Source organism: Clostridioides sp. ZZV15-6597 (genome assembly GCF_020657815.1).
GTDB lineage: Bacteria > Bacillota > Clostridia > Peptostreptococcales > Peptostreptococcaceae > Clostridioides.
In genome coordinates, this window is record NZ_JAGWCT010000108.1 from 1 (window position 1) to 13,386 (window position 13,386).

At 25.3% G+C, this 13,386-nt stretch carries 10 protein-coding genes; all 10 read left to right on the forward strand.

Annotation, left to right across the window (positions count from 1 at the left end; translation table 11 throughout):
- The first annotated feature begins 47 nt into the window (after nt 1-47).
- The 10 genes from KGF52_RS17565 (at nt 48) to KGF52_RS17610 (ending at nt 12,989) form a co-directional block, all read left to right on the forward strand.
- Nucleotides 48-632: a hypothetical protein gene (locus KGF52_RS17565; protein ID WP_227841062.1), complete on the forward strand. Its 585-nt coding sequence runs from the start codon at nt 48-50 to the stop codon at nt 630-632.
- A 60-nt stretch (nt 633-692) separates the two neighbouring features.
- Complete coding sequence (locus tag KGF52_RS17570; protein WP_227841063.1) at nt 693-1,136, forward strand: hypothetical protein; 444 nt, start codon at nt 693-695, stop codon at nt 1,134-1,136.
- 96 nt (nt 1,137-1,232) lie between these two features.
- Entirely contained in the window at nt 1,233-1,721 is a 489-nt protein-coding gene (locus tag KGF52_RS17575; protein WP_227841064.1) for a hypothetical protein, read from the forward strand.
- Between the two features lie 14 nt (nt 1,722-1,735).
- On the forward strand, nt 1,736-2,893 hold the full coding sequence (locus tag KGF52_RS17580; protein WP_227841065.1) for a hypothetical protein: 1,158 nt from the start codon (nt 1,736-1,738) through the stop codon (nt 2,891-2,893).
- Nucleotides 2,894-2,961: 68 nt separating this feature from the next.
- Nucleotides 2,962-5,007 (forward strand): hypothetical protein, encoded by a 2,046-nt coding sequence (locus KGF52_RS17585; protein ID WP_227841066.1) that lies wholly within the window; start codon nt 2,962-2,964, stop codon nt 5,005-5,007.
- Nucleotides 5,008-5,042: 35 nt separating this feature from the next.
- A complete protein-coding gene (locus KGF52_RS17590; RefSeq protein WP_227841067.1) occupies nt 5,043-6,248 on the forward strand; it encodes a hypothetical protein in 1,206 nt (401 codons plus the stop codon).
- 22 nt (nt 6,249-6,270) lie between these two features.
- On the forward strand, nt 6,271-8,307 hold the full coding sequence (locus tag KGF52_RS17595; protein WP_227841068.1) for a hypothetical protein: 2,037 nt from the start codon (nt 6,271-6,273) through the stop codon (nt 8,305-8,307).
- A gap of 165 nt (nt 8,308-8,472) precedes the next feature.
- Nucleotides 8,473-10,488, forward strand: a complete 2,016-nt coding sequence (locus tag KGF52_RS17600; protein WP_227841069.1) for an FtsK/SpoIIIE domain-containing protein — start codon at nt 8,473-8,475, stop codon at nt 10,486-10,488.
- A gap of 40 nt (nt 10,489-10,528) precedes the next feature.
- Entirely contained in the window at nt 10,529-12,232 is a 1,704-nt protein-coding gene (locus KGF52_RS17605) for a hypothetical protein (RefSeq protein ID WP_227841070.1), read from the forward strand.
- A 346-nt stretch (nt 12,233-12,578) separates the two neighbouring features.
- Complete coding sequence (locus KGF52_RS17610; RefSeq protein ID WP_227841071.1) at nt 12,579-12,989, forward strand: hypothetical protein; 411 nt, start codon at nt 12,579-12,581, stop codon at nt 12,987-12,989.
- The last annotated feature ends 397 nt before the right edge of the window (nt 12,990-13,386 follow it).

Genomic DNA, 13,386 nt, shown 5'->3' on the forward strand with positions numbered 1-13,386 from the left:
GATATATTCTACTTATATATATTTTAAAAAAGAGGGGTATTAAAACTATGAATAAAAATCAAAATTGTAAATTAGTAATTTTAGAAGGTATAAATTCAGTTTTTAAAAATAATCAGATGTATATATTAAAAGATATATTATTACTAGAAGGATATAATGTTAAAATATTACAATTTCCTGAATATAATTTTAAGTTTTTGCTTGATATATACAATGATAGTAATATTGAAAATTTAAAGAATATATTGCCATGTATATTTAAAATAGATAATTATTATAAATATATAAAAGTATGCAATGATTATTATGAAAATAAAACAATTGTCATAACAAATAAAAGTATATCAACAGATATATATTTTAATTATTTAAAAAGATTAGACAATATTAATAAAGATAATTTTATGTCTTGGATTAAGAAAATAGAAGCTAATTTATTCAGGCTTCCAAAAGCAGATAAAATTATCTTTCTAGATGAACATTATAAACAATTGCCAATAGAATATGAGATTTACAAAAAATTTATTTCAAATGGAACTAAATGTAGTTATCTAAATTGCAATTTCTCTACAGAGGATGAATATGTTTCTATCAGTAAAGAAATTTACAAAAAAATAAAAAAAATACTTTAAATAATTAATGAACTAAAATTATTAGCTTTTATTAGAAAATTTTAAGAGAGGAAGTACAATGTGTATAGATTTAATTTATTAAAAATAATTTTAATTTTTTGTATTGCACTTAGTATGGTTGGTTGTAAAAATGATATTTCATATGATGTAGCATATAACAAAGTGGAAACTTATAACAAATTAGTCTCAAGTACACTTGAATCATATAAAAAAGCTCTTACATATGCACAAAGCAAAAAAAATATTATAGAAGATATTTATAAAGATACTGGTATTGCATTAAATGAGAAATATAAATTAAAAAGAATGACTAGTGAAGAGAAAAAAGCTTTTGAAATAAGAAATAGTATTGCATTAGATAAATATTTCACTTCTCTTGGGATGGACGGTGTTAAAGAAATTATTATACTAAATGGAAGTGATAACTATATTATGACAATTGTATTATATTTTGGTATTAATGACCTACTTGCTATTGAAAGAAACATCTATATTAATAATTAAGTTGAGGTGACCTATTTTGTATTTTAAAGATGTAAAACTTAAAACTAGTATGAAGTTATCAATATACTTGTATGATAAAGGCTTAGGAAGTGAGAAATGAAACTAAAAAAAAATAAAACTAGAATATCAAAAAATATCTTTTTAAAACGTTTCTTTACTATAGTCATTATTTGTATTTTTTTATTAGTAACATTAAATATAATTTATACAAATAAAAAAATTGATACTATATATAGCAAAAGAACAACTTCTTTAGACAGAAAAGAACGTACTAAGCTTTGGGTTATAGAGGATATACGTTCATTTCTATCTATTAAAGACACAGAAAGCTATCTAAAATCAAAGTTAAATAGCCATTTTACAGACGATTTAAAGTATAAAATATATGGAAAAGAATATGATGCTTCTAAATTTTTTGGAGCTGATGAAGTTAGTATTCAAGAGTCAGAGTATACGCTAGACTCTACAGAGCATGATGAAATATACTGCGTAAAAGCAGTTTCTAAAAGAAATAATAAAAGCTCTGTACATAAATATTTAGTGTTTGTATCAAATAACTATATATATGATATAAAAGCCATTTAAAGGATGTGGTTAAAATGAAACCAGAAAAAGATAATGATGTAATTCAAATTCCAATTAGTTTTGATATATCTTCAAAAGGACTTATTGAAGCAAATGGACGAGTCTTTTGGGTAATATTAATAATTGTATTTTGGATAATAAGCTCTATTTTTATAGTAATAGCTTCACCTGTATTTTTTAAACTATTTTATCCAATATTATCTTTTATTATTTTATTATTTATAACTAGATTTTTAGTACTTAGAGAAACATATTTTAAAAATAAAAGAAAAGAATTATTAGAAAATAATTATTTATTTAAGCACACTATTTTTTGGAATATATGTGACTTTAATAATAGGTATCCATACACTGTACAATATGCAAATAATAAAAAAGCTATATTTGTTGCTTTAAATCATGGTGTTACTACAAATAGTAATAATTCTACTATATACAATCACCATGATTACATAGCAGAAGCTTATCAACAATTAGCTAAGAAGAATATTCCATATATGCATATAGATTATATGTCCACAGTTGATAAAGATGATAGAATGAAAGACTTATTTAATTGGGCAGAAAAGGCTGACAATTCAGATTTAGGAGAACTTCTAACAATTTTTTTTGACAATATGCAGTCAATAATGAAACAAACTTACACATCACATGATGTATATGTTTTTTTCTTTAATGAAAAAGATGATTTATTTTGGAGTGAATTGAAACCAATATTGTCTACTATGTTAAAAGCGAAATATAAGGGTTATAAGGTTCTTAATAAAAGTGAAATAGGAGATTTAGCTAAAGAACTTATGAATATAAATGAATTTTGCCCACAAGCTGCTAGTGAAGAAATTTTCAAAGATATAAAAGATAATAATTTTATAAAAGTTATTTGGGTTGAATCAGATGGTGTTAGAACTAGGATAAACAAAACTAAAGAAGAGTTAGAAGAAACAAAACGTACAGCAATAGCTGAGTATAAAGCTCAAAAACTTTTTAGAAAAGAACAGCGAAAAAAAAATAAGCTAACAAAAAGGAAATCTATAAATACACATATAAAAAAATTATTAAAGAAAGACTCAGCAATTGAAAGTACTGTTGAAGATGAAGAAAGAATTATTTTATTGAAAAAAGATGACGAAGTAGTAAAAGAATCAGATATAGATAAAGGTGACAAAAAATAGGTATGTAAGTATCTATTTTTTTGAAATAAAGTAATTTAAAGCTAACAATAAAAGGGAGGATAATAAAGTTGAAAATAGTTATATTAGGTACAACATCTACAACCGATATAAAAAATATTATTGTAGAAAGACAAGTAAATTCTGAAGTGAATGTATATTCTAGTATAAGTGATTTTATAAAAGACGCTAGTTTACATGTAAGTAGTGCAACTAAAATTGATAGATTTATAATTTTACAAAGTGCATTTGAAAATCTTCAAATGGAAGAATTATCAATGACTCTTAATAGTTTTAATGACTATTTAAGTGCATACTACCCATCTTCTAAGCTTATTACTGTATTACAAGATGATGATATGTTGCAAATAGCTTCTAATTCCCTAATTTCCGAAAACATGCTAAATCTTAAGCTTTATCCATTGCTAGTATCTCAAGTGGTTAAAGTATCTAGCTTAAGTCTAGATGAACTTAGAAAAATTTATGCAATACCTGTAAAAGTCACTTTAAATACAGAAGTATTAGAAGATGTAATAAATAGCTCTGATGAAGTACAAGATGTAGATATTCAAAAAAAAGAAAATGAACATAAATCAAAAAAAAGAGGGATATTTCATAAACTGAAGCAGAAAAAACAAAAAAGAAATAAATCAGTTGATATAGAGAAAAAAGAAATATTAATGAATCCAATAGGTCAGTTAACTAATGAAGCTATAGACATAAATAAAATAATACAAGATTCTAATAATGTAAGTCAGTTAAATGATGAGTATAAACAAGATAATAATAACATTATTTGTAATGATATAAATGTTTATAATAGCGATATTAAACAGTTAAATGAAAATGAAAATATTATTAATGATGATATAGAGTATTTTAATGACGATATTAAACGTATTGACAATAATTTAGATGATTTTTATATGGTTAAACATGTTGATTATAATAATAAACATGTTAATAGCGATAATAATATTTTTTATAATGATAATAAACATGCTAATTATGATAATGAACATTTAAATAATAATAATAACATTTTTAATAATGATATTAATCAGTCAGAAAATGATATAAAAAATATAGATAGTAATGTTAAAAATAATAGTTCTGATAGTAAAGATTTGATTAATAATATTAGACAACAAAGTTTATCAGATTCAAAAAATATAAAGAGTACGTTAGAAAATCTTGATAAATTTACAGATGATATAAAAAGAGATAATGAAATTATGGAAATAAATATATCTGAAAATACTGAGGATACATTTTGTCTAGATGATATAGAAAAGGTTGAAGTTGAAAGCAACAATAATGATTTGGGAGATATAAGTGATATATTAGAAAAATTTAATGAAGTAAATAAACCTAAAATAATAGAAAAAATAATAAATATAAGTGATAAAAAAACATATCGAAATGGAGTTAGAACAATAATTGTTACAGGAGATAGAAGAAGTGGTATAACTACAACCTCACTTGAATTAGCTAAACACTTCAATAAGGAAGGTAGAACTTTATATGTTGACTTTGATATAAAAAATAGAGGTTTCCTATCATACATAAATATAGCTGATTTACTTAACGAAGAAGAAATTATTTATGATGGTCTTAAATATCTTAATAAAACCAAAAATTTGACTAACTTATCTTATAAAACTAAATTAGGATTTGAAAGTTTAGTTTCATTATATGGAACAGAAATAGGTTTTGAGCAAATAAAAACGATTCAATCAATTTTATCTATACAAAATTATTATGAGACAGTTATAGTAGATTGTCCTATAGATTATATTAATTATCTAGAAGAATTGTCTCTAAATTCTGAGATAGTTATATGCTGTGATAATACAATCACTGGAAGAATTAATATAGTTTTAGCATTAAGTGATATAAAATCGAATATTGTATCTTCATCAATGTCAAGAGGGAAATATATTATAACAAAAGGCTCAGAAAATGACTTTATTAATCATATGAACTATATTAAAGAAATATTCAACCTAGAAGATGAAAATATATCCGAATATGGATTTGAAAGAAGTTATGACTGGACCTCTTTAAGTCTTATAAATATAAGCAATGGTATAGAAACATTAACATCTTTATTATAAAATTTATCACTGAATCTGAAAACTGGAGGGATTAAATGAGTATAGCTTTGATAACTACAAAAAATTTTGAAGTAAATATTGTTGAAAAATATGAAGATATAAAAGATGTAAATCCAAGTGAAAATATAGAATGTCTTATATTTCATAGCTCTAAAGGTTCTCAATTAGAAATATTAAGTACTCTAATTAAAATAGAAAAATTTATTAATAAAATCATATATATATCAACAAATATAGATAATATTTCTCTATTTGAATGTGTATTTAGATGTATAGATGCAGATATTTATAATTCCGAAGAATATCTTAGTAATAATAATATAGTTCAATATATAGTTGATAATTATCATAAAACAGATATGACAGTTTCTAGACATGATAAAGATATACTACTTTTAGAAAACTGTATAAAAGAAAGAATATCAAGTAAGAATTCTCTTTTAGCTGAAGTTACTGGTGATGCATTAATTAATATAATATCTAAACTCAATCAATATGATGAAATTAGCAAAAATATCATTGATATAGTAACTGAAATGAACAAGTTAATTGTTGAATTTGAAAATAATAATACAAAAACACAGAAAGAAATAGAAAGTTTAAATAAATCAATTAAGAAGTTTGAAAATACAGATAGACCAAATGTTGCTTTTATGTATAGTACTTACAAAATCATAAATTTTTCTGTATCTAAAGTATTCTATATAAAAAGCTGGGCTTACTGTAATTACCTTCATTCCTTTATATCAAATTATCAAAGATATTTAAAAATAAAGAAAGGTTGCAATGCAAAAATATTACTTATTTTACCAAAATTAAGCTTGTATATGAAAAGGTATAGTTATAAAAAAATCCCCATTTTAACTCCAGATAACATAAATTTAATAGAACTAACAGAAGATGCTTATATAACATTCGAACCTAAAAAACTAGTTTTAGAAACATTTTTAAATGAAAAACTAGATATGCATATTATCATTGATGATTTGTATGGTGATAAATTAATTGAGGGATATAATGTTGAAGAATTTAATGCTATTTGCAATGAAAATGATATAAAAACTTTTGACCTTAATAAAAATAGAATCATTTCTTCAATAAGTGGCGATAAAGACCATATAATAATACCTCATATATTAAGTTATATTAAAGAAAGTGAGTATGGAAAAAGAAATTTATATTTTCATAACTGTTCTGAAGTATATCAAAGGCTAGATAATATACTTTTAAGTACTGATTAACTATGAAAAGGAGATAATTTATATGTTTTTTAAATCAATAATAAAAAAATTCATTAATTCTATTATGGAATTCATTAATTTATTTGATGAACTTTATTATTATCATTTGACAAGAAACATGAGTACAAATAATAAAAGATTCAAATCTTTTTCAGATAAAATAGGAATTGACTTTTTAGCTAGCTATGATGGAGAGAATATATCCTATTATTATTTAGTAGAAGATTTACCACATAACCTTTCTATATTTTTTAAAGACAAGATAAGGTCTGAATGTGATATTGGAGTTAGGGTTAATTTTATAAATAAACTTGAAAGTCACTTTATTGATTGGGATTCTTCAGCTATGAAATCTAGATTAAATATACTTAAAGAAGTTGGAGAAGAAAAAAATAAGGCAGACATAAACGCTTACAATTTATATGAAAATATAGAATCTATGAATAGAAAAAAATGGATTGAGGAATCATTAAAATATTTAGCTGTTGCTGATAGAGAAAGAGGACGTGGAATTTTAAGAAGTTCTCTGGTAATTGTAATTTCTGGTACTAAAGGAGAGGTATTTGATACTAATGTAAAAAAAATAGAAAAAAGCATTAAGCAGCTTGGTATAAAATCCAAAAGAGTACTTTATGAAATTCCAGATTTATTAAGAAGCATTAGTCCCTTTAGTTGTGCTTACATAAAATCTATTCATGATTATATTCCAGTTCAAATACTAACAGATGAGATTGTTTCTAGATATTCAACATTCAATCAAGGTAAATTAGGTGTAAAGGGGATTTGTTTTGGGATGGATGTAATATCTAAATTTCCAGTTATAAAAATGCCCAAGCCAAAAACTGATACAGCAGAAAACTGGCTTATAACCTCTGAAACTGGGGGAGGAAAATCTCTTATTTTCAAAACGTTACTTCTCCAATTAATTGGTCGTGGTAACTTTAAAGCAACTATTATGGACATAGAAGGTTTTGAATATATTCCTCTTGCTAATTTTTTAAGCCACAAGAGCAAAGTTATTATTATAAATATGGCTGAAGGTAGTGGTAAGTATTTTGACTCTATGGAGATACCTCCAAAACTAGGAATTGAAGACATTGATGCTGGAGCTAAAAACTTATCATTCAATTTCACGCTTTCTAAATTCAAAGTTTTATTAGGAAATGAATTTGAAAAGGATATGTGGCTAGATGTTATGTTGAATGATGCAATAGCTTCAGTTTATGAAGATGCAGGAGTAATAGAGGAAGATGATAATACATGGCATCCAAATTCTAAAGGTTTATCAATTTTTGATGTATATAATAAAATTAAAAATATGCAAAAAGAAATAAAGAATAAAGGTTATAAAAATGCAATTGACAAAGCACTTGCTATAACAGGAAGATATTTTGAAAAAACAGGAAGTAGGGCTGGTCTTTTTAAAGAAAGAATACTTATAGAAGATATAATAGAGGCAGATTTAGTAATTTGTTCCTTTGGATTGGCAGGTAAATCTCCTGAAATGATAGATAATACTCAATTAAATTTAATGCTCTTAGGTGCTGCACAGTTAAGTCAGCAACGTTCTATCTATAGCAAAGCTCAAGGTTATTTTAATATTAAAGGTTGGGAAGAGTCTCAGCGTTGGGGTAAAGTTCCTGGGGCAAAAGACACGATTGGAGTAGCTTTAACTGGTGGTAGGAAGATTGGAGATATAAATGTTATACTTACAAACGTTCCTGGAGATTTATTAGAAAATGATACATTTGGGTTAATGGGAAATATAACATCCTTTTTGATTGGAGCTCTAAAAGATTCAAAGGTAATAGAAGATTTGTGTGAAAGATTACAAATACCAGGATTAGCAAATAGTTTGTCTAAAATTTCTATGGCCAAAAGAGATAGTGATTCTAATGATGATGATTCTGATGAAAATGAGGATTCTAATGATGATTTATATAAAAATGCATTTTTATGTGGATTAGATTCTAGTAAATTTACAGTTGTAAAAATGATGTTACCAGATTCTTTAATTGAATCAAAAATATTTAAAACAGGTGTAGATTTGAATCACTAAAGGAGGTATTATGTGATATTTATATGTTCTTTATTTATAATTTTATTGGCTTATATAATTAATAGTTCTATGAGTCATGAGTCAAAAGTAATTTTTTATATAGTATCTGTTGTATTTTCAATTTATATCTTCATAAATATTTTTTTATTTTAAGGTGGTGTTGTGATGAACATTAAAGACAAAGTAAGCTCTGATGACATAGAAAGGGCTAAATTGGGTAGAGAAGACATCTTTAATACAGAAAAAAAGGATGATTTAGAAATAGATATGTTTAGTGATTTAGATGACGCTTTTAATTCTTCAGATTTTGGACAAGGATTCGGTGAATTTCAACAATCACCACAACAAACTAGTAATGAAGAAAAGATATTTGATGCAACGGTTATGTTTCTTAAAGGCTTATTTGGGTTTCTAAAGGAGTTTGTAACTTCCTTTAGTAACTTTAATACTACAAGTAGGCTTGAGACAGGTAGAACTATAGTTATAATCAGTATCATTGTATGCATAGTTGGTGTAATTGCAATAATGTTCGGAAAAACAAAAGGTATTAATCTAATAATAAGTTCTTTCCTTTCTTCTAGTATTGGTATTCCTCTTTTTTACTCAGCATACATTGATTTGAAAGTAAATAACAATGATGAAGGTACTAACAATGACCTTGATGAAGAATCTTTTCAATCTGAAGACTTTTTAGATGAAGATGAAGAATTTATTGAAGAAGAACTTACTGAGGATGAATATTATGACTATTTTCAAGATGATTTTTTTGAAGATGAAACAACTATTGATAATGAAGTAGAAAATAATAGAGAGTTAGTAGTAGATAACATAAATACTGGGTTTAATGGTATGTTTACAAGAAGCTATTTATACGAAAATATCAGTAATTGCCTTACTAGTATAAACCCATCATTTAATAAAGTTAAAACATTTAATGAGGAAGATATTAATTTCCAGGCATGGGATGCAATAATCCAAAACTCAGCTCAGATTTTAGGTGGAAAAAATAAAGATGTAGAACCAATGTATTTGATTTCATTACAAGAAAAGTTATTTTATATATACCTATCAGTTAAAAGACCAAATTGGCTTAAAAATGTTGATTCTTTAGTAAAAGAAATTATAAACATCTATGCATTTAATAGAGAAACAGGAATATTAAATGAAAATATATATGGAGATGGAGTATCTGTTGGAGACACAATAAATATTAAAATCATGAAAGATGTTTCAACAATGATATCTTTAAGAGATACATATACATTAGTTGAGAAAGAAATACTAAACACTGGAAACTACATTCCTGTAGTTCTGGGAATAGATACAGAAGGATGTGTTGTTTTTAAAGATTTAAAAAATGTAGAGTCACTATTAATTGCAGGTCCTCCAAGAAGTGGAAAAACTTGGGTAGCACTCAGTATCATATGTCAAATAAGTGCGTATCTTTCACCAAGTGAAGCTCAATTTTATATTTTTGACCCAAAAGGAAAATTATCAGATTATAAAGCTCTTGAAATTCCACATGTTAAAAAGTTTATAACAAAAACTGAAGATATGTTAGGTATATTAAGAGATGTTGTGAATGTTGAGGGTGCATACAGGCAAGATTTAATTGGAGATGCAGGAGAAGTTAACATATGGGATTATAAGAAAAAGAATCCTAGTGTTAAGCTTCCTTTACTATATATTGTTATTGATGAGGTAATAACTGTAGCTGAAAGTATGCCAAAAGAAGTAAAGGCAGAATTCCAAAGTCTATTAATTAAACTAGTAACAAGACTACCTGCCGCTGGAATAAGAATAATTATGCTGCCACATGTAATTAAGCATGAAATATTATCTAAAACACTCACAGATAATATTCCTTGTCGTATATCAGTAATGGGAAATGCTGAGCACATAGAAAAAAGTACTGGAGATAAGAAATTCAACCATAAACTAAAAAATAAAGGTGATTTGGCTGTTAAGTTCTTCAATGACAATGCACAATTTGTACATGCTTCAGTTTTAACTAAATCAAATAACGATAATGCTAAATTTTTTGACTTCCTAAGTAAATTTTGGTTGAAATTAGAACCAGACAGCTATGAGGATTCAGTAAAAAAGGCAAATGAAGAAATATATACAAAAAAAGATTCTTTAAATCAAGAATTTGACGAAAAAGAATTTGATATTTGGTAAAAATTTTATATATTTATACAATAAAGGATGGTGCATACACATGAAGATTAAAACTATAGGATTATCTATGATTATATTATTATCATTAAGCACAACAGCTTGTAAATCTAATATAGAGAAAACGGATTCTTTATCTTTAGAAGAGGTTGCTGGTAGGAGATTAGCTCAAAAAAGTGAAGATGAAAAAGATAGTATAATTTACAATCTTGTACGAGATAGAATAACAGTAGATAAATCTAATTTGTTAAAAATCACATCAAAAGATATGTTAGCAATAAGGAGTTGCTTAGAAAATGTTGATAGAAATTTAAAAGGAGCAGATAATGAAGCTCTAAGCTTTGATTATAGTAATTATTTATTAACTGAATTTGCAAAAACTCCTTTTGAATGGGAACAATACAAAGTAAATGAAGTAGGCTATGACCCTGCTACACGATTATATTTTGTAGATGTTAAATACAGAACAACCAATTCTTTAAAGAGTGTTATTCCTTCTAGTGCAATTCCAAGTGGAAGTGCTAGTGAAGAGGTTAAAAAGAAACAAAGAGCAGAAGATTATCAAAATATACTTGATTTAAAAAGCTCAGGAAGTGCAGAAGCTGATACAAAATTACAAGAATTTATTGTAACTTGGGGAGAACCTGATAAGATTCAAGCTGAACAGCAAGGTGTTTCATTAATGGAAAGAACAAGGAAATTAAGCAGCTCTACAGGAGGTATAGGACGTTTAACATATAGTGGCTTATTAGCTGATACAAATTTAAATGTTGGAGCTACACTAACTATAAGATATGTATTTAATTATCGTCATAATCTAGGGGAAGAAACAGATATGACTGTAAAAGCCTTATATTTAAAAGATTATGAATTAAGTAGTTCAGATGCTATACTTTCTCAATACTCAAATAAAGATAATACTGGTATTGAAATATTAAAACCCTTTGTAGACAAGTTGATACTTTCTTATAATAAAGCAATTGAAGAAACTAATCATGTAGGTTTGTTTAAGTTATTTGAAGATTATGCGGGTATTGATAAGTATTGTGATGATTTATCTAATTACACTTATACAAATTTTAATGGATATACATACAAAATATTAGAAAAAAAAGGAGATACCTTAGTTGTAAAAGTTGATAGAATAACTAAATCAAGAGCTAAAGGAACTGAAATGTCTTTTCCAACTTATCAAGAAACTCTTATTTTCAATTTAGCTTTATCGAATGACGACTCTTTAAAAATAAAAAGTGTATATCCAATTAAATCTAAAATGGTTGGAGAGCCTCTTTCTGTCATTGAAGATGTGTCAGGAGTATCAGATATGATAAATTACTCTAGAAATTCATTTACAGATGAAAATGAAAAAGCTGTAAAAGATACATTAAAAAAATTTAGTAAGGCTGTTTTTAAGGGTGATGTAAGTGGTGAAGATTTTACACAAGTTGTAGACATGGGGATATCTCAAACTGTATTGCAAAAAATAGCACAGACAGTTACATCTATTAAAGCTGATAAAAAAACTACTTATCTAATCTCTTGGGACACTAAAACAAATGGATTTGTTACTGTTAGGTTAAGAGAAATTTTTGAAACTAAGGATAATAACTATGATACAGAAGCAACTGTAGATATAGCTTCAACTGATTCAGGATGGAAAGTAGTAGATTATAATAGGACTCTAAATGTAAAAACAGACAAATCAGATTTCTCTAAAAAGAATGCTCTATGCATTGATAAAAAGTAATAGAGTTTAAAGGGGGATATCTCAAATTTGATAAAAAAATCAATTTTGAGGCATCTCCTTTTATTTTTAATTATATACATAAATATGGAAAATATTTACATATATAAGTAATCAGATAAAATATAAGGTCATTAAGCATATAAAATAAATATTTTGCAATAGTCTAAAAATTAAATCATTGTCTAAATAATATAAAAAATGATAAAATATAACAAAGATAAATAGTACTGAACAATATATAATTAAAAAGTATACAAAATTTAGAAAAATATTTTAAAATGCGTAAATTTTACGACAATTTCAGTTTTATAAAACAATAAATATATCAAGAAAGGGGAATAAAATAATGGGAGATATAAAGCTTGAGTCTAAAGATATTGATTTAGAACAAGATGTAAAAAAGCTTACAAGAAATTTAATTCAGAGTTATGCAAGGTTTTTAAGTGAAAAATATCATAGTAATGAAATAAATTATGTCCTAAGAGAGATAAATAGTAACAGAGTAGAATATATTATTTTATTTGATGAGGTTTTAATGTACTGGTTAAATATCTCTGATGATAAGCTCGCAATTAAAGATACTGTAAATTATAACAGTGTATTCTACAATCATAAATTATTATTATTTAAAGAAATATCAGCTATGTGGGATTCTATATCTGAAGATTTTGATAAAGAATATTTAAAAAGAGAGAATGAGAAGATATACTATTTTATTAAAAGTATTTTCAATAAAACATTGAAAGTTAGCTCTTAAAATCTATATATCTAACAATTATAGCTCATACATATTTACTATATTAAAAAATAAAATTGTACAACCTTAATTATCAAGTTTATTAACATATAAAAAATTGTTCAGTTGGGTATTAAATAAGTAATCAATATATACTTATAAAAGGATTAATATTATATATTAACTAAAGATATAAACTAATATTATGAATATATATATCCTTAAAGATACTATTTATATTTAAATAAATATATAATTTTATATTATATATATTGAATAATAAATATAATTTTTATTAAAAGAATTTAAGATAATATAATAAAAAGGGGCTGTCGCACTAGAAAATAGTGCTACGCCCTTTTTTGTATAAAAAAAATAAATCCCAAGTTCAAAAGAGCCTGGGATTCTTGTATAATAA

Bases quoted from the DNA above. Each gene is read 5' to 3' on its own strand.
- KGF52_RS17565 (WP_227841062.1), top strand. From the start codon at position 48: ATGAATAAAAATCAAAATTGTAAATTAGTAATTTTAGAAGGTATAAAT.
- KGF52_RS17575 (WP_227841064.1), top strand. From the start codon at position 1,233: ATGAAACTAAAAAAAAATAAAACTAGAATATCAAAAAATATCTTTTTA.
- KGF52_RS17580 (WP_227841065.1), top strand. From the start codon at position 1,736: ATGAAACCAGAAAAAGATAATGATGTAATTCAAATTCCAATTAGTTTT.
- KGF52_RS17590 (WP_227841067.1), top strand. From the start codon at position 5,043: ATGAGTATAGCTTTGATAACTACAAAAAATTTTGAAGTAAATATTGTT.
- KGF52_RS17595 (WP_227841068.1), top strand. From the start codon at position 6,271: ATGTTTTTTAAATCAATAATAAAAAAATTCATTAATTCTATTATGGAA.
- KGF52_RS17600 (WP_227841069.1), top strand. From the start codon at position 8,473: ATGAACATTAAAGACAAAGTAAGCTCTGATGACATAGAAAGGGCTAAA.
- KGF52_RS17605 (WP_227841070.1), top strand. From the start codon at position 10,529: ATGAAGATTAAAACTATAGGATTATCTATGATTATATTATTATCATTA.
- KGF52_RS17610 (WP_227841071.1), top strand. From the start codon at position 12,579: ATGGGAGATATAAAGCTTGAGTCTAAAGATATTGATTTAGAACAAGAT.